The sequence below is a fragment of the Paraburkholderia sp. SG-MS1 genome (assembly GCF_012275575.1).
Classification (GTDB): domain Bacteria; phylum Pseudomonadota; class Gammaproteobacteria; order Burkholderiales; family Burkholderiaceae; genus Paraburkholderia.
This window is the reverse complement of record NZ_NPIH01000229.1, coordinates 66,649-91,258: the sequence shown is the minus strand read 5'-3', so window position 1 is coordinate 91,258 and position 24,610 is coordinate 66,649. Positions and strand designations below refer to the sequence as shown.

The window sequence follows — 24,610 nt, the reverse complement described above, 5'->3', positions numbered from 1 at the left end:
CCGGATCATTCTCGGCACGGACAGCCCCGCCGGTTCCGGCGTGCAGCCGCTCGGCATCCTGCGAATGATCGCGCTGATTGCGAGCCTCGCCGACGTGCCCGCCGAAATCGCATTCTGCTTTGCCACCGGCAACACCGCGCGGCAACGCAATTTGCGCCAAGGCCTGATCGAAGTGGGCCGTCCCGCCGACCTCGTGTTCATGGACCGCGCGCAGCACACGGCGGCCGATACGCTGCTCGAAAGCGTACAGCTCGGCGACATTCCGGGCGTGGGCATGGTGATGATCGACGGTTTGATCCGCTGCCGCCGCAGCCGCAATACGCCGCCAGCGACCGAAGTCCCGCTGGTGCTCTGAGCGCGCACGGATCGTGATCAACCGCCTCGCGCCGCTTGCGCTGAAGGTGAACGGCGCGACCCATCTGGTCAGCGCCGCCGCCGACACGCCGCTGCTCTGCCTGCTGCGCAACGACTTCGCGCTCAATGGGCCGAAGTTCGGCTGCGGCCTCGGCGAATGCGGCGCGTGCACCGTATTGCTCGACGGCGTGCCGACGCGCGCCTGTGTGACCACCGCGCAGGTCGCGGTGGGCCGCGAGATCACGACGCTCGAAGGACTGGGCACGCGCGCCGCGCTGCATCCGGTGCAGCAGGCGTTCGTCGAGGAACAGGCCGCGCAGTGCGGTTACTGCCTGAACGGCATGATCATGACGGCCAAGGCCTTGCTCGATCGCGATCCACAGCCGAGCGTCGCGACGATCCAGCGCGAGTTGTCGCGCAACTTGTGCCGCTGCGGCACACATGTCGAGATCGTGCGCGCGGTGCAGCGCGCCGCCGAATTGCTCGCCGCGCGTGACGGAGCGCGCGCATGACCGGCCCGGATTTCAGCGTCGATCGACGCGACGCGCCGCCGTCGCGCAAACAGCTCTACGACGCGCAGAGCGTGCTGATCGTCACGCGGCCGCCGCAAGCGCCGGTAAAGGCCGCGATCGGTCAACCGGGCTCGCGCTCGTCGTTCGTGCCGACCGAAGCGGACCTGTTTCTCGTCGTGCGCGACGACGGCAGCGTGGTCGCGTTCAACGGTCACGTCGATCTCGGCACCGGCATCGGCACCGCGCTTGCGCAGATCGTAGCGGAGGAACTGGATGTGCCGTTGACGCGCGTGTCGATCGTGCTCGGCCACACCGGCGAAGCGCCGAACCAGGGGCCGACGATCGCGAGCGCGACGATCCAGATTTCAGCGGTGCCGCTGCGGCATGCGGCGGCGCAAGCGCGTCACTATTTGCTCGCGGAGGCGGCGACCCGTTTCAAGGTGGGCATCGAGCAACTGGAGGTGCAGGACGGCCGCGTGTTTCAGCGCGGCGGCGATCCGGCGAACCACATTCAATACGGTGACCTGATCAAAGGGCGGCGCGTCGAACTGATGCTCGCCACCGATGCGCCATTGAAGTCCCCTGACGACTACCGGATCGTCGGCAGGAGCGCGCCGCGCATCGATATCCCCGCGAAAGTGACCGGCGAACTGAGTTTCGTGCACGACGTGCGCGTGCCCGGCATGCTGCATGGCCGCGTGGTGCGCCCGCCGTATGCGGGCATCGCGCAGGGCGACTTCATGGGCAACAGCCTGCTGCGCGTCGATGAGGATTCCATCGGCGATTTGCCCGGCATCGTCAAGGTGGTGGTGATTCGCGACTTTGTCGGCATCGTCGCGGAGCGGGAGGAAGTCGCGCAGCAGGCGGTGAAGCGGCTCGACGTGCGGTGGAAAGCGGTCGAAGGTTTGCCGCCGCTGGAGACGAGCGACGAAGTGGAAGCCGCGTTGCGCGCGAATCCGGCCACGCGGCGCGACCTGGTGATCGACGGCGACGTGGATGCGGCGCTCGCGCAAGACTCCGCTCGCACGCTCGAACGCACTTACGTGTGGCCGTTCCAGATGCATGCGTCGATCGGACCGTCATGCGCGGTGGCCGACTATCGCGACGGCGCGTTGAAGGTTTGGTCGGGCACGCAGAATCCGCATTCGCTGCGCGCCGACATTGCGCTGCTGATGTCGATGGAGGAGGCGCGCATCGAGATCGTGCGGATGGACGCGGCGGGCTGCTATGGCCGCAATTGCGCCGACGATGTCGCCGCCGACGCCGCGCTGCTCTCGCGTGCGACCGGTGCGCCGGTACGCGTGCAACTCTCGCGCGAAGACGAACATGCATGGGAGCCGAAGGGCGCCGCGCAACTGATGGACGTGCGCGGCGCGTTGAACGCAGAGGGCGAGCTGGCCGCGTACGACTTTGCGACGCGCTATCCCTCGAACGACGCGCCTACGCTGGCGCTGCTGCTGACCGGCACGATTCCCGCACAGCCGCAGGTGTTCGAGATGGGCGACCGCACGGCCGTCCCGCCATACGACTACCGGAGCATGCGCATCGTCTGCGACGACACGCCGCCGATCGTGCGGGCCTCGTGGCTGCGCGGCGTGTCCGCATTGCCGAACACGTTCGCGCACGAGTCCTTCATCGACGAACTCGCGGCGCAAGCGGGCGTCGATCCGGTCGAATTCCGCCTGAAGCATTTGACCGATCCGCGCGCGATCGAACTGCTCAGAGCCGTCGCCGACAAGGCCGGCTGGGAGCCTCGCCACGCCGCGCAAGAAGAAGCTCAACCGCAATCTCAGCAAGACAGCGACATCGCTCGTGGCCGCGGTGTCGCGTACGCGCGTTACGTGCATAGCAAATTCCCCGGTTTCGGCGCGGCATGGTCCGCGTGGATCGCCGAGGTCGAAGTCAATCGGAAGAGCGGCGAACTCGCTGTGACGCGTGTAGTGGTCGGCCAGGACAGCGGCACGATGGTGAACCCCGACGGCGTGCGTCATCAGATTCACGGCAACGTGATCCAGGCGACCAGCCGCGCGCTGAAAGAGCGCGTGACGTTTGGCGAGAATGCGGTGACGAGCCAGGAGTGGGGCGCATATCCGATCCTGACCTTCCGCGAAGTGCCGGTGATCGACGTGGTGATGATGCCGCGCCACGGCGAGCCGCCGATGGGCGTGGGCGAATCCGCGTCGCTGCCTGGCGCGGCGGCCATCGCCAATGCGCTGTTCGACGCGACCGGTGTGCGCTTTCGGCGGCCGCCGTTCACGCCGGAGACGATCCGCGCCGCGCTGGCCGACGCGCAGGCCGAAGACGCGGCCGCGCGTAAAAGGAAGCGCTGGCGCCTGGGGTTTCTCGGCGCGTTGGCCGCGGGCACGGCCGGCTGGCTTGGCGCCTTGTCTTTTGCACCGCCCGCGCTCGCGCCGGTTACGCCGCCGCTCGCCAGCGCGTTCGCGCCAGAACTCGTCGCGCGCGGCAAGCTGTTGGCCTCGCTCGGCAATTGCGCGGTTTGCCATACCGCGCACAACGGTGTGCCGAACGCCGGCGGCAAGCCGCTCGATACGCCGTTCGGCACCGTCTACAGCACCAACATCACGCCGGATGGGCTGACGGGAATCGGCAACTGGTCGCTGGAAGCGTTCGTTCGTGCGATGCGGCAAGGCATCAGCCGCGACGGTCATCGCCTTTATCCGGCGTTCCCGTACACGTCGTTCAAGAACACGTCCGACGACGATCTCAAAGCGCTCTATGCCTACCTGATGTCGCAAACGCCGGTCCGTTCCCGTGCGCCGGAAACGAAGCTTGCGTTTGCGTTCAGCGTGCGTCCGCTGATGGCCGTATGGAACGGTCTCTTTCTCGGTCGCAACACGTTCGCGCCCAGTGCGACGCAGGGCGCGCAATGGAATCGCGGTGCGTATCTGGTGAATAGCCTCGGCCATTGCAGCGCCTGCCATACGCCGCGCAACGCATTGGGCGCCGAGAAAACCGGTGCGGCGTTCATGGGCGGCGGCGTCGCGCACGGGTGGGAAGCGCCTGCGCTTTCCACGTTGTCGAATGCGCCGGTGCCCTGGAGCGAGGACGAACTGTTCAGCTATCTGCGCTTCGGTCACGCGCCGTTGCATGGCGTCGCGGCGGGGCCGATGGCGCCCGTCGTCAGTGATCTCGCGGCGTTACCCGATAGCGATATCCGCGCGATGGCGGCGTATCTGGCGTCGCTCAATCCGCTGGAGCCCAACGCGGATCCGGCCGCGATGGCGCGACAGGTCGAGCAGGCCAGCGCGATCGCGGGCGCGCCGGCGGGGCTCGGCGCACGCCTCTTCGACGGCGCGTGCACGGCCTGCCATCACACCGGCAGCGGGCCGCAACTGTTCGGCGCGCATCCGTCGCTCGCGCTCAACACGAATCTGCACAGCGCGAGCCCGGACAATCTGATTCGCGTGATCCTCGACGGCATCGGCTCGCCTGCACGGCCCGAACTCGGTACGATGCCGGCTTACCGCGACAGTTTCAACGACGCCCAGGTCGCCGAACTCGTGTCGTATCTGCGTCGGCAGTTCGCGGGCGGCAAGCCGGCATGGCAGGACGTCGCGGCGAGCGTGGCCCGCATTCGCGCGACGTCACAGGCAAATTGACACACGGGCTGCCCGGACGCCGGGACGCCTGACAAACAGCATTCACGCAATCCCATTGATAACGGAGAAACGCATGACCACGCGCGCAGGATGGATCTCTCGCCTTACGGTCTCGACGGTGTGCTCGCTTGCCGCGTTGGGCGCGAGCGCACAACAGACCATCAAGATCGGCGAGATCAACAGCTACAAGGCGCAGCCCGCCTTTCTCGGGCCTTACAAGAACGGCTGGAATCTCGCGCTCGAGCAGGTGAACGCGGCGGGCGGCGTGCTCGGCAAGCAGCTCGAAGTCGTGTCGCGCGACGACAACGGCAATCCCGGCGACACGATCCGCGTCGCGCAGGAGTTGATCGCGCGAGAGCAGGTGCAACTGCTGTTCGGCGGTTTCCTGTCGAACACCGGCCTCGCATTGACCGACTTCGCGAAGCAGAAGAAGATTTTCTTCCTCGCCGCCGAGCCGTTGACCGACAAGATCGTCTGGGCCGATGGCAACAAATACACATACCGTCTGCGTCCTTCCACGTACATGCAGGTCGCGATGCTGGTGCCGGAAGCGGCCAAACTGAAGAAGAAGCGCTGGGCGCTGGTCTATCCGAACTATGAGTACGGGCAATCGGCGGTGGCGACGTTCAAGAAGCTGCTGAGCGCCGCGCAGCCCGACGTGCAGTTCGTCGCCGAACAGGCAACGCCGCTCGGCAACGTCGACGCGGGCGCCGTCACCCAGGCGATCGCCGATGCGAAGCCGGATGCAATCTTCAACGTGCTGTTCGGCGCGGACCTCGGCAAGTTCGTACGGGAGGGCAATACGCGCGGGCTCTTCAAGGACCGCAGCGTGGTGTCGCTGCTGACGGGCGAGCCGGACTACCTCGATCCGCTGGGCGCGGAAGCGCCGACCGGATGGATCGTCACGGGGTACCCGTGGTATTCGATCGATACGGCGGCGAACAAGAAGTTCGTCGACGCGTATAAGGCCAAATATCACGACTATCCGCGGCTCGGCTCGGTGGTGGGTTACTCGGCGCTGATGTCGATTGCCGAGGGCATCAAGAAAGCGGGCTCGGTCGATTCCGACAAGCTCGCCGCCGCGTTCAAGGGTCTCAATGTGCAGACGCCGTTCGGGCCGATCAGCTATCGCGCGCAGGACAATCAGTCGACCATGGGCGCGTATGTCGGGGTGACGGGGGTGAAGGACGGCAAGGGGCTGATGACGTCGTACCGTTATATCGACGGTGCGAGCGTGCAGCCGTCGGACGCCGAGGTCAAGAAGTTGCGGCCTGCTGAGTGAACGGCTTGCTTGAGCGGCTTGCTTGAGCGGCTTGCTTGAGCGGCTTGCTTGAGCGGCGCGGCTGGTTTGCGTGCCGTGTTTCACGGCGTCGTTTATCTGTCGTGTTTGCATGCGAGGCACTGGCGGCGTTCGACGCCGCCAGTAGGCCTGTAACAGGAGCCGTGTTTTTGCCCCGCCCGGCCGTTCGACCCTCGGCTGGCGCGACGTCTTTTCTCCACGGTACAGCGGTTATGCGCCCTGCGGCCTGACCAGCCGCCCGCGCCCGTTGCGCCCGCTTTGAGCACGGATCGTCTGCTTCACCTAGCCGAACGCCCGCTCCGAGAACCGCTCGATCCAGACCGCCAGGCGGTCGGCCGCAAAACTGGCTGCGCGTGTGCCGACCCGGCAGACGATGGTGTCACCTTCACGCACAAACCGCAGCGCGCCGCCGGCTTCTTCCAGCCACAGCAGGCAGGCCAGCCAGGCAGCGTGCTCGGCCGATACGGCCTGACCCACCGGCCGGGTAAGGAACTCGTTGAGCGTGGTGGGCGAAGTCCAGATCAACGCATCGCCGCCGCCGCGTACCGTGGCACCGAGCACTTCGACGAAGACCTGCACCGCATCAACAGCACTGCGGCCGGCATTCTGCGTACGCAACTCCGAGAGGCGTGTGCTGACCGCGTGGCCGAAGCTGCCGCTGCATTCGCTCTCGGCACGCACCAGGTCGGCGTAGTCCATACGCTGCCAGTCCGGCTCCACATTGCGCGTACCGGCTAGCTCGGTGCCGGCCAGGTAGGTTTCCACCGGCTGAAAGCGGCCCGGGCCGATGAGGCTGGCGCATAGCGTGTGTACTATGCCGATGCGGGTGGCCACGGTCTGCGTTTGCAGCACCCCCAGCTTCTCGCGTACGAGTTGGTCGCGCTCCTTGCGCAGTCCCGACAGCTCGAGCGCCTGCTTCATCTCCATGCGCAGCGCGGTGATGTCCCACGGCTTCTTGATATAGCGATGAATCTGGCCTTGATTGACGGCCTCGACGGTCTGGTCCAGCTCCGAATAGGCCGTCGTCAGGATCCGGACGATGTGCGGATAGCGCTCGCGCGCATAGCGCAGAAGTTCGTTGCCATATTCGCCGGGCATGCGCTGGTCGGACACCAGCACGGCCAGACTGCCGGCGTGGGCATCCAGCATTGCCTTGCCGTCCTCCACGGAGGCGCCCGTCACCACCGGCGCGATCGCGCCGATGGCGCGCTCGAAGTATTTGAGCGCGGTGGCTTCGTCATCAACGAACAGAATCGCCGGCGGCGGTGTCTGGTCGGCAATCGTATTGCTCATTGGTCACTCCTGTGCATTCGATCCTTGAAATTGGGGAATTCCGGCGTCACGGTCCTGCCGGCGCCGGACGCGGATGCGATCCTGATACTCCTGCCAAAGGACTGCATGACGCGGTTGCAGAAAATCATGCCGAAGCCCGCCAAGGCCGGCGTTCGTGATAACGGAGGCGGTCGGCAAGCGCTGCATCAGCCCGGGCGCAACACTGAGGCTGTTGTCGCCAATGCCAGCACCTCGCGGACCCTGCCCACGCCTAGCGGTTTCTCCAGGATTCGAAACACTTCGCCTGAGTTGACCGCGCCCTGGAGCGCGTTGTTGTCCGCGTAGGCCGTCACCAGGATACGCACGATATGCGGATACGCCTGGGAGACGTCCCGCAGCAGGTCGTCGCCGTGCTGGCCGGGCATGCGGAAGTCGGTCACCAGGATCGCCACGCGTGCGCCTTCGCGGCGCAGGATCGACATGGCCTCGTCCGCGCCACTGGCGAGCAGTACTTCATAGTCGCTGCCGGCCGCGCGCGCAAAATACTTGCGGGCCAATTCTTCATCATCGACGTAGACGACAGTCTGCCGAGCTTGCGGGTTTTCTTTCATCTCGACATCACTCGACACGCGGCAGGTCGAAGTTGAACGCGGTCCACTTGCCCAGCTCGCTTTCTGCAAACAGGGTGCCGCCGTGCCGCTCCACCACCGCATAGCTGATGGACAGGCCAAGGCCGAGGCCCTGCCCGACTTCGCGGGTCGTGAAGAATGGTTCGAACACCCGCGCCAGATTCTCCGCGGCGATCCCCGGGCCGTTGTCGCGCACGTTCACGTGCAGGCGGTCGTCGTGCCATTGCGCCGTGACATGAATCTGCGGCGATACGGTGCCGGCTTTGTGCATGGCCAGGGCGGCATTCGAGAACAGGTTGATGAGTACGCCGATGATGGCGGCTTCGTCGCCGAGTACGAGGGTGTCGCCGGGCAGTTCGCGCGTGAGCTTCACGCCGCGCAGCTCGTGCGCGCTCAGCCGCGTCGACGAGTCGAGCGCCTTCTCGAACAGGAACGGCACATCATCGGCCGCAGCGCCGGGTTTGCGGTAGGCAAAGGTCTTCAGATCCGACACGATGTGCTGGATGCGCTGCATGCCCTGCTTGACGTCCGTCAGGCACTCCAGCATCGACGGGCTGTCCTGGGCCTGCGGTTCCTCCATGGCTATTTCGATGGCCATCAGGCAGAAGTTCACCGGGTTGTTGACCTCGTGGAGCAGCCCCGCGGACAACGTGCCGATTGCAGCCATCTTCTCCTGTTGCAGCAACTGGCCTTTGATCTGCGCCAGACTTTCGTTGGTACGGGCGAGCTGTTCGTTTTTCTGTGCCAGCTCATCCTTTAGCCGGAAAAGCTGGAAACGGCCCTTCTCGTTGAAGAAGGTGTAAATGGAGCTGGCCAACGCGCAGAAGAAGATCAGGATCAGCTGGAACTGAAACTTGCTCGGGTTCTGTATGCCACCCGGATGTGCCACGCAGGCGATGTAGTAGAGGCAGACCGTGGCGAGGCCGAATGCGAGCGTCTGACGGTAGCCGGAGGGGAACAGGATCCCGACCGCAAAGATCGTCAGCATGAGCCCGGCATAGAACAGCGACTCCTCGCCCTGTGTGACGTAAATCATCCAGGAGATCATTGCCTGCGGCAGCAGCAGCCAGAGGAAGGTGATGACCTGCACCTGGCGTTTGCCCGTGTTCGTATAGAGCGAGAGCAAGGCCAGGCCGATCGCTGCACTGGTGAGCACCCGAACGATGGCAAAGCGCTCCTGCTCAGCCGGATATACGACATAGTCCAGCGCCACGCCCATCAGCACGAGCGCGATCACGGTCAGGCCGCCGGCCTTGCTGCACAGCAACCGGTAGTCGCGCAACTCTTCCCGATAGTTCGAATGTAGCCCAGCCAGGGATGTCGTCATCTCAGGCTACTTGTTGCTGGCCGATCACCGCCTCGGCGAACACGTTAACCCCGGTCGAGTCCGTGTACAGGCGCGGCTCGCCGCAGTTCTCCGGCATGATTTCCGCCATCTGTGCCTCGTTGCGATAGATCAGGTACCACTCCAGCACATGTTCCATGCTGAAGCGCTCCGGGTTGTCGGCGTGGACATTGGTGACGAGCAGGCGGCCGCCCAGTCTGGTGCGGCTCGCGAAATGCTGGTTCAGCCGGGCACAGACCTTGTCGGACAGGTAGTCGAAGAGGCCCGCGCAATAGACCGCGTCGAACTCGCGGACGTCCGGTGCATCCGCATCCATCCGGCGCTTGAGCAGGTGGTGCACCGAATCATGCGTGTAGCTAATGGTCATGCGCCGACCCATTTTCTGTGCGATCGACGCGAGGCGCTCGCGCGTCCAGTCCAGTGTCTCCTGGCTGAAGTCGAGCAGCTCGAACGTCAGCCACTCCGGCTCGTCGTATTCATGCATGAAACGCTGAATCTCCTGAGCGGGGCCGCAACCCACGTTCAGCACCCGGAACGGCCGCCGCGCGGCGCGCGCTTCATTGGCCAGCCGGGTCAGGTAGTCCACCAGCAGATCGACGCGATTGCGGTGCGCGCGTGCCACAGCCGTCTGCAGGAAGGCCGCGTTGACGATCTGGAAATACGTGCTCGGACCCTGACGGGGATCGTCGAGCATCTGGTTGACCATCTGGTAGTCACCGGCATAACCCAGCGGCTTCGTGAAGGTGCGGAAGACGAAGGGCGAGCGCAGCAGCAGGGGATGGAGCGCGGCCTGGGCAAAGGCACGATGTGCCGGCGCCAGTTCCGGGTCGACCAACTGTGCCTCGGCTTCGAATTCGTCGAAGTAGAGCTTGGTCCTTTCCATCAGTGGCGACGCCAGTTCGAGGAAAAAGTCCTCGCGCAGGCTTTTGCCTTCCTTCGGCATGGTGTCGGCGAGGTCCGCCTGCTCGACCCAGCGCGACATGTCTGAGAGGAAAGCCCGGATCTGGTTGACCGCGATCTGGTAGTCACGGCGGATCTGGAAACGCTCGGTCCAGTCCTGCGCGAACCGGCGTGCTTCTTCCCCCACCGCGCGCGCTTCCAGCGTGCCGCCACTCAGTTCCCGCCACTCGGCGATCAGCGTCACCGAGACAATGGCTGTCAGGCCGGTATTGACCATGCTGATGACGACCGCCTTGCCCGAATAGGCGTGTTCCACGCCCATCTTGACCGACAGGTCGTTCAGCACCTCGCTGACCTGGACAATCGAGTACGGGTTATAGACCTCCATCACCAGGGACTTGCGCTGGAGATTGATGATCGTGCCTCGCACCTGCTCGCCCTGCGAGTTGCGGAAGCTCACTACCGGATCGATTTGCGTTTTGGAATACACAGTATTGTGGCTAGGTAAGTACGACGACAAGTTGGTTTGAAATCTGGTGCCATACCTGGGCCAGCAGGTCGGCTGGTTCAGCGTCGATGGTTTCCCTGGTCCAGGTGATGAAGCGTCGCCATCGGTATTTCAGTTGCCGCCCCGGCAACCCGTTTCTTTCCGGGTGCCGTACCACTTCCTCCCGGTCTGCATCGGCCAGTCAGGTTATGCATTTCGCTTATCGCGTGATCTCGCGATAGCCAGTTTCGGAACAGTCCGGACCTTTGCGATTTGCAGCATTCTACTGACAAAAAAAGAATGCTGGGGTCTCACGCGGACTTGATCAGTGAAATTGCCTGGAGGCACTCGACGAAAGCGCGTCAAAGGTTCGGGGAGCGCGGTGGAATAGCCAGCCGACCCAGGGCTCATGGGGATTCGAAGCGGCCGTGCTTGGAGAGGCTTAAGCTGGACCTGCATGCGCCGGCGATGTCTGCGCCGCTCGCATCATGCAGTAAGGCAATGCGTCCGCCACAGCATCGACAGCAAGGCGGAGCGCAAGACTGTCGTGACGGTTTAATCGCGTAAGCGGAGCTCCGGTTCGAAGCTCGCGCCAGTTCGGCCGTCACCTTCTTGAAACGTCATTCGCCGGTCGTTATGCGATGCCTTCATCCGTCTGCAATTGATGAAGTACGTGCATTGCCGTCTGTGCCGATTCGAGGGGAACAACAATGTGATCGTGGTACGCGCCCGCCACGACGTTACAACTGATGCCGTCAAGCCCACCGCATCCAGGGCTGAATTGACGGTCAACGTAAGCCAGGCGCATTTGAACAACGGATTCAAAGCGTTGGCTGCCGCGTATGCCTCACTCGTAATGACCGACAAGCCCTCCAGCTTCCGGCTTGACGCGGCTGTCTCATGCAGAAAGCCAAACCGTGCCGCCCGGCACGCGAGCAACGGCGCTACTCCTCGGCATCGTGCTCGATGACGAAGCGTCGCAGATAAGCCAGCACCGCGGCTTCGACCGCGCGATGATCGGCGGTGCTCTTGGAGCCTGCATTCTCTTCATCGCCGAAGAGGGTGGATGGCGCGTTGTGCACATCCACTTCCTGGCCTTCGCGAAACACGCGAATCTCGTGAACGTCTTCCGCGTATTCGGCGACCCAGTGCACGCCTTCGATATGCGCTCCCGCGCGAACGGTAGGTATCTTCATGGACGTCTCCCGTCGGGCCGGACCGTGGCGCCAACCCTTGCCGATACCATACGCCGTCCCGCCGACACGCGCGAGCCCCGCCGCTCGAAATGCCGGAGTGTCGGCGTTGTTCGACCGATCCCCACGGCAGACTAGCGGCCCCCGGCACAGCCGTTGCTGCATGACAGAGGCCACAGTCAACTGGAGAACCGTCATGCCGGAACAGAAAACCCTCAAACGTGCCGCGGCCGACAAACGCGCCGGCAAGTCACCGAGCACCCAGGCAGGAGAGTTCGTCAAGGAGCAGGTCGACAAGGTGCGCGCCGGTAAGCACGGCGTCAGGTCGGCGAAGCAGGCGATTGCGATCGGCCTGTCGGAAGCGCGTCGGGCGGGTGTCAGCGTGAAGTCGCCGAAGAAAGGCGCGGCGAGCGAGGCGACCCGCAAGAAAGCGGACAAGGACAACTCCGCCGGGCAGCACAAGAGCACGGCGCGAAAGAGCGCGAGCACGGAGCCTGGCGCCAAGCGCTCACGCGCGTCCACCAATGCGCTGAAGCGCGAAAGCAGCGCCGGGGCGTCGCCTGCGGCGATGTCGAAACAGGCGAAATCGGCGGCGGCCAAACGCCCGGCGGCGAGCCGGTCAGCGGCGGCGAAGAAGGCTGCTGCGACGAAGGGTGCGGCGGGTCGGTCGGCCGCGGCGAAGAAGGCGGCGCATACACGGGCTTCGCGGGCGCATCATTGAGGCGGCTGGCGCGGAGGCGGCTTCGCGCGTGTTCCCGCGAGAACGCGGCGCATGAGCGGGCTGCATATGCACTGCCGAAGAATGTGACGCATACGCGGGTGTTGCGCGCGCGTTGTTCACACTTGCTCGCTCGGGTGGACCACGTGCTTGCCGCCGGGCAGGCGCGCGCGTCCTTTCAAAAGAAAACGGGCGCACGCAAACGCGTGCATCCGTTTTTACACCCGCCCCGCGCTTACTGCACGGTGGCCAGCACCTCACCCACGGTCTTGAAGATATGCGCGATCTGCTCTTCGTTGATGATGAGCGGCGGCGAAAACGCCAGGATGTCGCCCGTAAAGCGCACCAGTACACCCGCCTCGAAGCATTTGACGAACGCTTCGTAAGCCCGCGCGCCCGGTGCGCCGTCGCGTGATTCGAGTTCGACGCCCGCGATCATGCCGAGGTTGCGCACGTCCTTCACGTGCTTCGCGCCGCGCAGCGAATGAGCGGCGGCTTCGAAGGTTGGCGCCAGCGTGGCTGCCCGCTCGAACAGGCCTTCGCGGCGATACAGGTTGAGTGTCGCCACCGCGGCGGCCGCTGCGGCCGGATGAGCCGAGTACGTGTAGCCGTGAAACAGCTCGATCGCGCCTTGCGCACCACTGTTGACGATCGTGTCGTGGATCGTGCGGCTGGCCGCGACCGCGCCCATCGGAATCGACGCATTATTGATGGCCTTCGCCATGGTGATCAGGTCGGGCGTGACGCCGAAGTATTCGCTGGCAGTCGCTTTGCCGACGCGGCCGAAACCGGTGATCACTTCGTCGAAAATCAGCAGGATGCCGTACTTCGTGCAGATTTCACGCAGCTTCTGCAGATAGCCTTGCGGCGGAATCAGGACGCCGGTCGAGCCGGCCACCGGTTCGACGATCACCGCGGCGATCGTCGACGCATCGTGCAGCGTGACGATGCGCTCCAGTTCCTCGGCCAGATGCGCGCCCCACGCGGGCTGACCCTTCGAGAACGCGTTGTGTTCGAGGTTGTGCGTATGCGACAGATGATCGACCGCCGGCAGCAGCGCGCCGGAGAAGGTCTTGCGATTCGGCGCGATACCGCCGACCGAAATGCCGCCGAAGCCCACGCCGTGGTAGCCGCGTTCGCGTCCGATCAGCCGGGTGCGCTGCGCTTCGCCGCGCGCGCGGTGGTACGCGAGCGCGATTTTCAGCGCGGTGTCGACCGATTCCGAACCTGAGTTCGTGAAGAAGATGCGATCGAGGCCGGCCGGCATCAGCTCGGCGACCTTGGTGGCTGCCTCGAAGGCGAGCGGATGGCCCATCTGGAAGGTCGGCGCGAAGTCGAGCGTCGACAGTTGCTGCGTGATCGCGGCGACGATCTCGTCGCGACCGTGGCCGGCGTTCACGCACCACAGGCCCGCGCAGCCGTCGAGCACTTCGCGGCCGTCCGTACTGCGGTAGTACATGCCCTTGGCCGATTCCAGCAAGCGCGGCGCGGCTTTGAACTGGCGGTTGGCGGTGAAGGGCATCCAGAAGGACGACAGATCGTCGATGACGGGGCGCGAAGTCATGTGGGCATCTCCTCGAAGTAGTCTCCCCAAGGGATTTCCGTTGGGGCATGGCGAAACTGTAGCGTTCGCGGTTTAATGGCGGCATAAACAGTTGACGTAGTGCGATGCCAACTGTATTGGCGCATTGGCGCCAACTGTGTCGACGGAAGCGAGGCGCCACGTCGACCGCCTTGGCCGCTTGCCGCGACCCGCCTCTTCGCCCCGATTCCGTGCTGACCATGATCGAATTAGAACTTGCGCGCGACCGGCGCGCCGCTCCCACGCTCGTCGAGCAGGTGGTACAAGGCTTCGCGCGCGCCATCGAGGCGCAGTCGCTGCGCGCGGGCGCCTTGTTGCCGTCGGTGCGGCAACTCGCGCAGAGCCATCAGCTGAGCACCTTCACGGTCACCGAGGCGTACAACCGGCTGGTGTCGATGGGCCTCGTGGTCGCGCGGCGCGGCTCCGGCTACCGCGTGGCGGCGCGCGCGCCGTCCACGCGCACGGCCGCCACCGACTGGCAGCCGCCGAGCCTCACCGCGACCTGGCTGCTGTCCGACGTGTTCGCCGACCATTCGGTGCCGATCAAGGCGGGCGGCGGCTGGCTGCCGAACGAGTGGATCAACGAGACCGGCTTGCAGCACGCCTTGCGCGCAACGAGCCGGGTGCCGGCGGCGCGCCTCGGCGACTACGGGCATCCGTACGGTTTCGCGCCGCTGCGTGAGCGGATCGCCGAACAGCTCGACCGGCGCGGCCTGCCCGTCGATGTGTCCAATGTGCTGCTCACGCAGGGTGCGACCCAAGGGCTCGATCTGATCGTGCGCACGCTGCTGCGCGCGGGCGATGTCGTGATCGTCGAAGATCCCGGCTACTGCAACCTGCTGCAGATTCTGAAACTGGCGGGACTGGTCGTGCATGGCGTGCCGCGTACGCCGGCGGGCGTCGATACGGATGTGCTCGAAGCGCTGGTCGCCGAACACAAACCGAAGGCGATCTTCGTGAACACCACGCTGCAGAATCCGACCGGCGCGACTTTCGGCATGTCGGCGGCGTTCCGGTTGCTGCAGATCGCCGAACGCCAGCGCATGTGGGTAATCGAGGACGACGTGAGCCGCGAACTCGCGCCATCCGGCGCGCCGCTCTTTGCCGCGATGGAAGGCCTGCAGCGCGTGCTCTACGTGGGCGGCTTTTCGAAAACGGTGACGCCGGGGCTGCGCTGCGGCTACGTGGTCGCCGAGCAGGCCGTGCTGCGCGAACTGGCGCGCACGAAAATGGCGGTGGGGCTGACATCGTCGGAGGCGATCGAGCGGATCGTCGACAAGGTGCTGCTCGAAGGGCGTTACGCGCGTCATGTCGAGGCGGTCAACGAGCGGCTCAAGCTCGCGCACGCGAGCGTCGAGGAGCGGCTCGATTCGCTCGGTCTCGAGGTGTTCCACCGGCCGCGCGCCGGGCTCTTTCTGTGGGCGCGCCTGCCGATCGAGGCCGGGCGGGCCGGCGAAGTGGCGACGGCCGCTCTGTCGCACGGCATCTGGCTCGCGCCGGGCTCCTACTTCCGCCCCGACGATGCGCCGAGCGCCTGGTTCCGTTTCAATGCGCCGTACTCGCTCGACGACGCGCTGTGGCGCTTCATCGAACGAGTCGGGCGAGGCACGCTCTAGGCGGGTCCGTTCAGCCCGGTCAGGCGCTCACGCCGATCAGGCGCAGTGCGATCGGGTACAGCGAGAACACGAGCAACAGTGCCATTGCCACGTTAAAGACGCGCAAGCGCTTCGGGTCCGCCAGCACCTGGCGCATCGCGGTGCCGAAGCCGGCCCACAGGCAGATGCACGGAAAGCCGATCACGTAGAAGATCACCGCCATCGCGACGGCGTTCATGCTGTAGCTCTCGCTGAGATGGATCGTCGTGGCGGCGGTCAGCACCATCATCCATGCTTTCGGATTGACCCACTGGAACGCGATCGCTTCGTGAAAGCGCATCGGCCGGCGTTCGCCCGACTTCACCTTCAACTCGCCCGACGTGCCGATTTTCCACGCGAGATAGAGCAGATAGGCGACGCTCGCCACTTCGAGCACCGTGTACAGCACGGGGAAATGGACGAAGGCTTCACCGAGACCGATGCCGACCGACAGCATCAACAGCACGACGCCGAGACTGATGCCGGAAAGATGCGGCAGCGTGCGGCGGAAGCCGAAGTTGACACCCGAGGCGAGCAGCATCGTGTTGTTCGGGCCGGGCGTGATGGTAGTGACGAGCGCGAACAGAATGCCGGCGGGCAGCGCACTGAGAGTGAAGCAAGACATGACGACTCCGGTGTCGGCGAGAGGACAGTGGAGTAGATTCTATCGAGATGGGCCGGTACAGTACCGGTACGGTTTTGAGAATGGAGGCCGGTACGGGTGCAGTTGGTGATGAATAGACAGCGGGACAGCCCGTCGTCGAACGACACTGAAGTAAGATTCGCGCGAATCGAACGAGTTTGACGTCAACCCGGCGGCGGCTTGCATTCCGTCACAAACCAGCGGTCGACCTGACGCTGTGCCGCTTGCAGATCTTCCGGGTAGTGCGGGTCCAACCACTTGGATGGGTCGTAACCCGCCTGCCTTAACGCCGCGAGTTCGCTACGGCTTCGTTCCGGGGTTGGAGGCGCGTTGCTTCTGAGCGCGGCCAGGTCGCGGCATTGCGTTGCGCTCAAGTGTGCCGCGCTTTCCGGTGTGCCGCCCGCTGCGCAGCCAGCAAGCAATAAAACCAACGAGGCAAGCATCGGCCACTTCATCGGTGGGTCTCCATATGACGTCTCCCTCCATTCGAGCGACACCGTACAGCAGGTGCAAACGGCCCGATTCCGAGTCTCATGTTGCGCTCGTCCGCGCAATGCCGGTAAGCGCGCCCAGCCCAGGAGCGAGTACAGGTTCAATCCGCCAGAGGCTATCGTCATTTTCCTGAGATCAGGATTTTTTCGCAACGACTGTGCCGCGTTAGGCGGTATAGGGCTTTCGATGTCGGCGGGAAACATGCATCGAGGCTGGCGCGATCGACGCCGCCAGCGACTGAACCCATATTGAAATGTAGCCTGCGCGCTTACACGGCGCTTCTATCGCGACGGCCAATGCCATCATCCGCCGACTGGCTGCCTGAAGCGCTCCGTGCCAATTCAAGCCGATTGCCGCCCAACGATTTCGCGCTGTACAAAGCCTGATCGGCAGCGGCCAGCAGGTCGGCAAGCGTGGCCGCTCCGCTTTCGGAATAGGCGAGGCCGATGCTCACCGTGGCCTGTATGCCGATTCCGTCGGTCCGGTGCGAGATCGTCCCGGCGAACCGCCTGAGCAGCGCCTCCCCCGTCTCTCTGGCACGCAGGCTGTCCTCGCCGGGCAGCAGGGCGGCAAATTCTTCTCCGCCGATGCGCGAGAGAATCGCGTCGGGCCCCAACGCGCCGCGAGCAACTTCTCCAAACGATTTAAGGACCCGGTCTCCGGTTTCGTGACCGTATCGATCGTTGATCGTCTTGAAGTGATCGAGGTCGAAGGCAAGCAGTGAAACGGGTCGGGACGCGTCGCTGTCACGAAGGACGCGCGCACCCTGTTCGAAAAACCATCGGCGATTACCGAGGCCGGTCAGATAATCCGTTTGCGATTCCTGCAACAGCTGACCGTGGGCTTCCTCGCGCACGAGCGTGAGCAAGGTCATCGGCAGAATGACCGAGTACAGGACGCCTTCGTACATCGTGATCTTGCCGACGACCGCGAGGACGTCGCGCCCGTAAGTCATCGCCAGCCACGGCAGGATGAGGGCTCGGAACGCATAAAAGAGCGCATGAATCCCGGACACGGCCACGGCGATGTACCGCGATTGCAGCGACTTCATGCCGTCGTTTCGCAGCAGTTCGAGAGACGTCATGCCGCAAGCCACCACGATCGGAATCGAGCTCACGTAGTCCCACATGATGCCTTGCCAGCGCGTGCCCGCCACTGCCCACGCGAGCGCCAGCATGCCGAGCATGACGATTGAGCCGGTGCGGTATTGCCGCCGGTTCAGCAAGGCGACGCCGTGCAGGATCAACAGATAGCCGCTGACGATGACGAGATTGCTCAACGCAGAGCCCGTCGAGCCGGGCAGGCCGCGCCGGAACAACGCCGCCACACAGCCGATGGCGAGCGTGGCATAACCCGCTGCCAGTATTTTCAATTCCTTGCTGCGCTTGGGATGCGTGCGACTCTCCCACAGCGTCATCCCGGAACTGGCGAGAAGCGTTCCGATCGCTAGTAGATAAAGGGTAATGAGATCGACATGCATCGCTGACGTAAAGGCTCTTTCACGCCGGTACATCGCGGCGGAAGGCGCATTTTACGCTGAAATTTTCGACGGCATAATGATAGTCGGACCGAAGTGGCGAATGCGTTCGGTGGGCGATGTGCCGCAATGCCGTCTGTGGTGCGCATCGCGTAGGACGCAAGCGCATCAGTTGCACGTAGCGCGCGACTGGCACGCCCACATAGGCGGCGAACTGTCGATGAAAAAATGGAACTTCGAGAAGTTCGCAATGCGGCTCAGCGCATCCACCGACAGGTCGCCTTCGAGGTTCGCATCGATATGCGCGAGTACGGCGTCGAAGCGCTTCGTGTAGGCGGTCGTGGCGTCCGCGTGAGCTGGCATGGTCTGGATCGTGTGATTTGCGCTATGTTTCGCCGATGCCGGGAACCTTCCGCCTAGCCGCGTTTGCTCGATCTGCCATGGGCTTTTCGGTGGCGGCTCGGCTCGATCGGTCGGGCACGCGAGTTGACTACCAGGCTCCTGGTTCTAATTTTACGGGTGCTAACGGAAGGAGGGCGATTTGCCCCGAAGTGATGAACAGCGGTTTGTGGCGCGACTCGAACTGCGAGTCCCGCCAGCGCGCAGCGCGTCTTTGCCCGGGCGCGATTCGTGATGGACGACCCGCGCTACCCATTCATGATGCTCACGCCCCCATCGACGAAAATCGTGTTCCCCGTCATCCTCCGCGCATAACGCGTCGCAAGAAACGCGCAGGTATACCCGACATCCATGATATCCACGAGCTCGCCGATCGGCGCCCGTTCCGCCGCCTCGTTGAGCAGCAAATCGAAGTCCTTCAGCCCCGACGCCGCGCGTGTCTTCAACGGCCCCGGCGAGATCGGATGCACGCGAATGTGCTTCGGCCCGAGCTCGTGCGCGAGATAACGGCACGACGCTTCCAGCGCCGCCTTGACCGGGCCCATCAGATCGTAGTTTGGCACGACGCGGGCCGCGCCCAGGTAGCTCATCGCGAACAGCGAGCCGCCTTCGTTCATCAGCGGCGCCGCGAGCCGCGCCATCCGGATGAACGAGTGACACGAGACATCCATCGCCTTCGCGAAGCCCTCGGCGGAGCTGTTGAGCAGACCGCCCTGCAGATCCTCCTTCGGTGCAAATGCGATTGAATGCACGGCGACGTCGAGCCGTCCCCAGCGTTCGCGGATCGTATCGAACACGCTGTCGAGTTCGCCGGGCTTCGAGACGTCGAGCGGCAGCAGGAGCGACGCGCCCAGTTCTTCCGCGAGCGGTTCGACGTAAGCCTTCGCCTTGTCGTTCAGATAGGTGATCGCGAGATCCGCGCCCAGTTCGCGGAATGCACGCGCGCAGCCATAGGCGATCGAGTGTTCGTTGGCGATGCCGACGATCAGCACCTTGTGTTGCGCGAATAGCTGCGCGGATGGCTTGTCCATACTCATGTCTCCAGTCGTTCGAGCGTGTGCCGGGCAATCATCAGTTCCTCGTTGGTCGGAATGACCCAAACATCAATGGCGCTGTGCGCATCGCTGATACGCGGCCCGTGCCGCGCGTTCGCGCCCGCATCGAGCGACACGCCGAGCCACGCGGCCGCGCGGCACACGCGCTCGCGCACCGGCGCCGCAAATTCGCCGATGCCCGCGGTGAACACGATCGCATCGAGTCCGCCGAGCGCGGCGGCAAGCGAGCCGAGTTCGCGCGAAATCCGGTAGCAGAACAGATCGACTGCTTCGGCCGCGGCGGGCGCGTCGCTCGCGAGCAGCGTGCGCATGTCGCTCGAAATGCCGGAGACGCCGAGCAGCCCCGAGCGCTTGTACAGCAGCGAGCCGATGGCGTGCGCATCCATCTGCGCTTCTTCGATCATCCACAGCACGACGCCGGGGTCGAGGCTGCCCGAGCGCGTACCCATCACGAGTCCTTCGACGGCGGTAAAGCCCATCGTGCTCGCAACACTCCTGCCTTGATCGAGCGCCGTCATGCTCGCGCCGTTGCCGAGATGCAGCACGACCGTCTTGCCGCGCGCCGCCCGCTCGCTGAATTGCGGCAGCACGCTCGCCACGTACTCGTACGACAAACCGTGGAAACCATAGCGCCGCACGCCGCGGCTCGTGATGTCGGGCGGCAGCGCATAGCGTGTCGCGACGGCCGGCTGCGTGTGGTGGAAGGCAGTGTCGAAGCAGGCGATCTGCGGTACGAGAGGATTGCGCGCCGTGATCGAACGGATCGCGGCGAGATTGTGCGGTTGATGTAGCGGCGCAAGCGGCACGAGCGCTTCGAGCGCGGCTAGTACCTCGGAGTCGATACGCACCGGCTCGGCATAACGGTCGCCGCCATGCACGACGCGATGGCCGACGGCCACCAAAGTCGAGGCACCGGCATGCGCACGCAGCCAGTCGAACAGGAACGCGATGGCGTCGTCGTGACCGAGGAGTTCGCCCGCTGGCCAGCGGCGCTCGTCGATCACTTCGCCGTCGTGCCGCTTCACCAGCAGGCGCGGCGCGGTGTAAAGCTCTTCGAGCTTGCCGCCCGCGAGCGGATCGAGCGTGGCGCCGTTCACCGAGAACGCCTGGAACTTGATGCTCGACGAACCGGAGTTGATGACGAGAATGACGTCCATGCCGGCGCCTCAGACGACGGCGGCGGCTAACGCCTCGCGCCGCGCGAGCGCGACGAGCGAAGCCACCGCGCAGGACGCGAGCCGCGTCATGACCGAATCGGCGCGGCTCGTCAGAATGATCGGCACCTTCGCGCCGAGCACGATGCCGGCGGCGTCCGCGCCCGCGAGAAACGACAGGCTCTTGGCAAGCAGGTTGCCCGCTTCGAGATCCGGCACCACGAGAATGTTCGCGTGTCCCGCGACCGGCGACGCGATGCCCTTGATTTTCGCGGCCTCGACGCTGATTGCGTTATCGAGCGCGAGCGGGCCGTCGAGGATGCCGCCCGTGATCTGCTGCCGGTCGGCCATCTTGCAGAGCGCGGCGGCGTCGAGGGTCGACGGCACTTTCGAGTTGATGGTTTCCATCGCCGAGAGAATCGCGACGCGTGCCTCGGGAAAGCGCAACGCATGGGCCAGGTCGATTGCGTTCTGCACGATGTCGCGCTTCTCGTCGAGCGTCGGCGAGATGTTGACGGCCGCGTCGGTGATGATGAGCGCGTCCTCGCGGCCCGGCACGTCCATCACGAAGCAATGGCTCACACGGCGTTCGGTGCGCAGCCCGGTGCCGCGCGCGACCACTTCGGCCATCAGCTCGTCGGTGTGCAGCGAGCCCTTCATCAGCGCTTGCGCCTGGCCTTCGTGCACGAGTTGCACGGCAGCGGCCGCGGCGGCGTGGCTGTGCGGCGCGTCGACGATCGGCAGATCGCCGAGATCGAGATCGCCGGCTTGCGCCGCGGCCATGATCTTCGCGCGTGGTCCGACGAGAATCGGTGCGATCAGGCCAAGCCGCGCCGCTTCGATGAGCGCCGACAGCGAATCGTGATCGACGGGATGCGCGACCGCGGTCGGCGTAGGCGGCAGCGTTGCGGCAAACGAGACGAGCCGCTCGTACTTCTCGCGTTTGTGTTCCATGTGATGGACCCTCGATGTCTCAACGTGATGGGCGCCCGGCGACGATGCGGCGCCGGGCGAACAGGCAGTGACGCGCGCGTCATTCGACCTTCTGACGAACCTCGCTACGCTGCGTCGTTTTCCCTTTTTCGGCCGCTTTGAAAATTGCCAGCACCCGATCGAGGTCGGCGCGTTCGTGCTCATCGAGGACGAGCGTCGCGGAGAGTTGCTCGAGGTGGCGCGCGGCGGAGCGTACTTCGGCCGACGGCGCGCCCTTCAGCATGCCGGGCAGCGCGTCGAGAGCGGCCTCGCTGTCAAAGCGCAGCAACGCGGCCTGTTCGCGCACCACCGTTTTGAACGCCAGAATCCCGCGATCGGAGAGCGTGCCGAGCAACGCCCGCGCGAGATTGAAGCGGCGTTCGTCGGCTTCGCCATGCGTGCGGCGCACGAACAGCAACGCGCGTACGCTCGCTTCGATCAGACCACCCGCCGTCATCGCCGCGCGCAGGCGCTGGTGCTGGTGCTGGTGCTCGGCCACGATCGCCGCGTCGGGTTCCTGTGCCGCGTCCGGTTGCGACACGGCCGCTTTCTCGCTGTCATCCGCGGGGGGAAGGCCGGCCATCGCCTGCAGCCAGGGTGCGCCGTAGATCGTCTCGAACGTCTGCTCGACCGCTGCGTCGCGCATGTCGCGGTAGTAATCGAGCGAGGCTTCGACCGCATTCGACATGAGCGTCTGCATCTGCCAGAACGGATTGTCGGTGGCGACGCTCTTGCGCTGCTGCTTCACCCTGTCGGCGAGATGCGCGACGCTCGACGCGAGCGGATTGCGGTCGGACCAGGATTCGTAGGGCACGCGCAGCGGGTGCAACCGGCTGGCCAGATCGGCGGACCACGGTGTCGTGCAGGCATGCAGCCACGGCTGCACGAAGCTGCGGTACAGGCCGAGATTGAGATTGGACACGTAAGCGGCCGTCGCGAAGCGGCGGTCGCTCGCTGGGTCGGGTTGCACGATCGCGCACACGTCGTCGACGCTGCGCCGCGTGACGGCCAGCACATGCTCGCCTTCCACGAGTTCCGCGTGCCGGGTGGCGGCGGCTTTCTTGCCCATCTGCGCTTGATACACACCGGACGGAAGCAGATCGATCAGATCGATATTGCTGACGAACTCGTGATGCTCCTTGCGTCCCGTGCTGCTGGACACAAAAATGCCGAGATGCCCGATGCTGTCGTGCGTGGCATACACGATCGTCTGGTCGTGAGCGAAAACGTCGGCGTCGTCGCGATACAGGTCGGTGATCCAGCCGAGCGCTTGCGGCGGAGGCGTGATGTTGTCGCCGTAGGAGCAGAACACGACGATCGGCGAACGGATGTTGCGCAGATCGAGGCGAATCCCGTCCGAGGTGACGATTTCGCCCTGAACGAGCCGGTTGCCGACGAACAGGTTATCGACGATGTACTGCATTTCCGCCGCGTTCAGGAAGACATGGCCGCCCCAGTACTTCTCGAAGCCGAGATAGCGCTGCGCTTCGCTGTCGACGTTCGCGTAGAGGTTGTACTGCTTGTGCCACAGCGTGTTGGCCGGATTCATGTTCTCGAAGTTCTGCACGAGCCATGCACCGTCGAAGCGGCCGGCGCCGAGGTCGCCGGTCAGCGCGGTGAGCCATGAACCGCCGAGCAGTCCGCCGGAATAGCGCATCGGATTCTTGCCGCGCCAGCCGGCCCAATACGACACCGGCGCGCCGGCGACGATGATCGGGCCGAACAGCTCAGGCCGCATCGCGGCTGTCATCAGCACCTGCCAGCCGGCCTGGCAATTGCCGATCACGGCGGGCTTGCCGGGGCTGTCCGGGTGCAACTCGATGACTTTTTCGAGGAACGTCGCTTCGGCGCGCATGACGTCTTCGACGGTCTGGCCCGGCACCGGGTCGGGCAGAAAGCCGACGAAGTAGCACGTGTGTCCGGCGCGCAGGGCGGCGCCGATCTCGCTCTCGCGCTTGAATCCGCCGATGCCCGGGCCGTGGCCCGCACGCGGGTCGAAGACGACGAACGGGCGCAGGCGCCCCGGATCGTGCGCGCCGGCGGCGTCGCGCGCGGGCTTGAGGTCGTCGGGGGCGATGATGCGCACGAGGCCATAGTTGACCGGCCGCGGCAACGTTCTTCCGTCGACGATCAACTCGGCGGCGAAATCGAGCACGTTGGGCGTGTCGTCGAGCAGGTGCGCCTGATACTGGTTGCCGCGCTCGCGCAGCACGTCGGCGAACAGGACGCCGCGTTGCCAGGCATCGATGGAGTACTCGACGGCGGCCTGCACGAGCGGCACGCCATAAGAAACGGGGGAAGCGCCAAAGTCAGGCGGGGCGGATTGCGGTTGTGGCTGGGTCATCGTCGCTCCGAATTCCCTCAGATAATCGGCCCGGCCCTGTCGCATCCCTGTGCGCGGTTGACGCGGCTGGCGCAGAACTGGGCGAGACAGGGCGCGCCTTGTCAAACGCGCGGCTTTCACCAGAATCAGCGATAAAAAGGGTAGCGCAACTACGCGGCGCGCGAGCCTCGAGGCGGCGTGTCACGCGCGTGACATGCACACGCCATGGCCTGTGTTGCATCGCACCAGCCAACCCAGTTTAGACGGTGAAGTTTCGACTGGCAAACCGGCAATGCCTGGCGAGTGCGTGGAGCGCGCGCGCCGTCGCGCTGCGTGCCGCATCGCGTGGACCTCGCGAGCCCGCTTTGTGTGGAAACGGGCAGCAGCGTAGGCGCGCTTCGCCTGAAGCGATCCACGAGAAAAGTCGAGGAAGGTGCCTGCGCTCGCCGGATGCCATCGGGTCGGCGTGAGTTCGGTCTGGGATCTCGACAGGAACGACTTTCTGACCTTCTTTATCGTTCCGGGTCGCCTGGGGCTGATCTGTCATCG

At 64.8% G+C, this 24,610-nt stretch carries 20 protein-coding genes; 6 read left to right on the top strand and 14 right to left on the bottom strand.

Annotation, left to right across the window (positions count from 1 at the left end):
• The 4 genes from CIC12_RS21210 to CIC12_RS21195 form a co-directional block, all read left to right on the top strand.
• A partial coding sequence (locus CIC12_RS21210; RefSeq protein ID WP_168666662.1) for an amidohydrolase family protein occupies positions 1-355 on the top strand: 355 nt, incomplete at its 5' end.
• Between the two features lie 16 nt (positions 356-371).
• The gene (locus CIC12_RS21205) at positions 372-866 is read left to right on the top strand and encodes a 2Fe-2S iron-sulfur cluster-binding protein (RefSeq protein WP_168666672.1); all 495 of its coding nucleotides are present in this window, start codon (positions 372-374) and stop codon (positions 864-866) included.
• Positions 863-4,486 carry a molybdopterin cofactor-binding domain-containing protein gene (locus CIC12_RS21200; protein WP_168666660.1) on the top strand — a complete coding sequence of 1,208 codons (3,624 nt, stop codon included), beginning with the start codon at positions 863-865 and terminating at the stop codon, positions 4,484-4,486. Before CIC12_RS21205 ends, CIC12_RS21200 begins: the two co-directional genes overlap by 4 nt.
• A 73-nt stretch (positions 4,487-4,559) precedes the next feature.
• A complete protein-coding gene (locus tag CIC12_RS21195) occupies positions 4,560-5,768 on the top strand; it encodes an ABC transporter substrate-binding protein (protein WP_168666658.1) in 1,209 nt (402 codons plus the stop codon).
• 300 nt (positions 5,769-6,068) lie between these two features.
• On the opposite strand, the gene CIC12_RS21190 is transcribed toward CIC12_RS21195, so the two are convergent.
• The 5 genes from CIC12_RS21190 to CIC12_RS21170 form a co-directional block, all read right to left on the bottom strand.
• A complete protein-coding gene (locus CIC12_RS21190; protein ID WP_168666656.1) occupies positions 6,069-7,079 on the bottom strand; it encodes a response regulator in 1,011 nt (336 codons plus the stop codon).
• Between the two features lie 185 nt (positions 7,080-7,264).
• Positions 7,265-7,669: a response regulator gene (locus tag CIC12_RS21185; protein ID WP_168666654.1), complete on the bottom strand. Its 405-nt coding sequence runs from the start codon at positions 7,667-7,669 to the stop codon at positions 7,265-7,267.
• Positions 7,670-7,676: 7 nt separating this feature from the next.
• Positions 7,677-9,014: a sensor histidine kinase gene (locus CIC12_RS21180; RefSeq protein WP_168666652.1), complete on the bottom strand. Its 1,338-nt coding sequence runs from the start codon at positions 9,012-9,014 to the stop codon at positions 7,677-7,679.
• Position 9,015: 1 nt separating this feature from the next.
• Positions 9,016-10,422: a class I SAM-dependent methyltransferase gene (locus CIC12_RS21175; RefSeq protein ID WP_168666650.1), complete on the bottom strand. Its 1,407-nt coding sequence runs from the start codon at positions 10,420-10,422 to the stop codon at positions 9,016-9,018.
• A 941-nt stretch (positions 10,423-11,363) separates the two neighbouring features.
• Entirely contained in the window at positions 11,364-11,615 is a 252-nt protein-coding gene (locus CIC12_RS21170) for a hypothetical protein (protein ID WP_042326185.1), read from the bottom strand.
• A gap of 193 nt (positions 11,616-11,808) precedes the next feature.
• Between CIC12_RS21170 and CIC12_RS21165 the strand changes: the two genes are divergently transcribed.
• The gene (locus CIC12_RS21165; RefSeq protein WP_168666648.1) at positions 11,809-12,333 is read left to right on the top strand and encodes a DUF6496 domain-containing protein; all 525 of its coding nucleotides are present in this window, start codon (positions 11,809-11,811) and stop codon (positions 12,331-12,333) included.
• Between the two features lie 232 nt (positions 12,334-12,565).
• Here the strand turns inward: CIC12_RS21165 and CIC12_RS21160 are convergent, their stop codons facing one another.
• Positions 12,566-13,894 carry an aspartate aminotransferase family protein gene (locus CIC12_RS21160; RefSeq protein WP_168666646.1) on the bottom strand — a complete coding sequence of 443 codons (1,329 nt, stop codon included), beginning with the start codon at positions 13,892-13,894 and terminating at the stop codon, positions 12,566-12,568.
• A 218-nt stretch (positions 13,895-14,112) separates the two neighbouring features.
• Here CIC12_RS21160 and CIC12_RS21155 point away from each other — a divergent pair, with 218 nt between their 5' ends.
• Positions 14,113-15,528: an aminotransferase-like domain-containing protein gene (locus CIC12_RS21155; protein ID WP_168666644.1), complete on the top strand. Its 1,416-nt coding sequence runs from the start codon at positions 14,113-14,115 to the stop codon at positions 15,526-15,528.
• Positions 15,529-15,547: 19 nt separating this feature from the next.
• Here the strand turns inward: CIC12_RS21155 and CIC12_RS21150 are convergent, their stop codons facing one another.
• The 8 genes from CIC12_RS21150 to CIC12_RS21115 all read right to left on the bottom strand — a co-directional run bounded on the left by CIC12_RS21150 (position 15,548) and on the right by CIC12_RS21115 (position 24,082).
• A complete protein-coding gene (locus CIC12_RS21150; RefSeq protein WP_168666642.1) occupies positions 15,548-16,171 on the bottom strand; it encodes a LysE family translocator in 624 nt (207 codons plus the stop codon).
• A 182-nt stretch (positions 16,172-16,353) separates the two neighbouring features.
• Positions 16,354-16,644, bottom strand: a complete 291-nt coding sequence (locus CIC12_RS21145; protein ID WP_168666640.1) for a DUF4148 domain-containing protein — start codon at positions 16,642-16,644, stop codon at positions 16,354-16,356.
• A gap of 305 nt (positions 16,645-16,949) precedes the next feature.
• The gene (locus CIC12_RS21140) at positions 16,950-18,161 is read right to left on the bottom strand and encodes a GGDEF domain-containing protein (protein WP_168666638.1); all 1,212 of its coding nucleotides are present in this window, start codon (positions 18,159-18,161) and stop codon (positions 16,950-16,952) included.
• A 165-nt stretch (positions 18,162-18,326) separates the two neighbouring features.
• A complete protein-coding gene (locus CIC12_RS21135) occupies positions 18,327-18,521 on the bottom strand; it encodes a hypothetical protein (protein ID WP_446728025.1) in 195 nt (64 codons plus the stop codon).
• A gap of 284 nt (positions 18,522-18,805) precedes the next feature.
• A complete protein-coding gene (gene fabI / locus CIC12_RS21130; RefSeq protein ID WP_168666636.1) occupies positions 18,806-19,588 on the bottom strand; it encodes an enoyl-ACP reductase FabI in 783 nt (260 codons plus the stop codon).
• A 2-nt stretch (positions 19,589-19,590) separates the two neighbouring features.
• Positions 19,591-20,769: an acetate/propionate family kinase gene (locus CIC12_RS21125; protein WP_168666634.1), complete on the bottom strand. Its 1,179-nt coding sequence runs from the start codon at positions 20,767-20,769 to the stop codon at positions 19,591-19,593.
• 9 nt (positions 20,770-20,778) lie between these two features.
• Positions 20,779-21,720: a phosphate acetyltransferase gene (locus CIC12_RS21120; RefSeq protein ID WP_168666632.1), complete on the bottom strand. Its 942-nt coding sequence runs from the start codon at positions 21,718-21,720 to the stop codon at positions 20,779-20,781.
• A gap of 79 nt (positions 21,721-21,799) precedes the next feature.
• A complete protein-coding gene (locus tag CIC12_RS21115; protein WP_168666630.1) occupies positions 21,800-24,082 on the bottom strand; it encodes a DUF3141 domain-containing protein in 2,283 nt (760 codons plus the stop codon).
• Between the last annotated feature and the right edge of the window lie 528 nt (positions 24,083-24,610).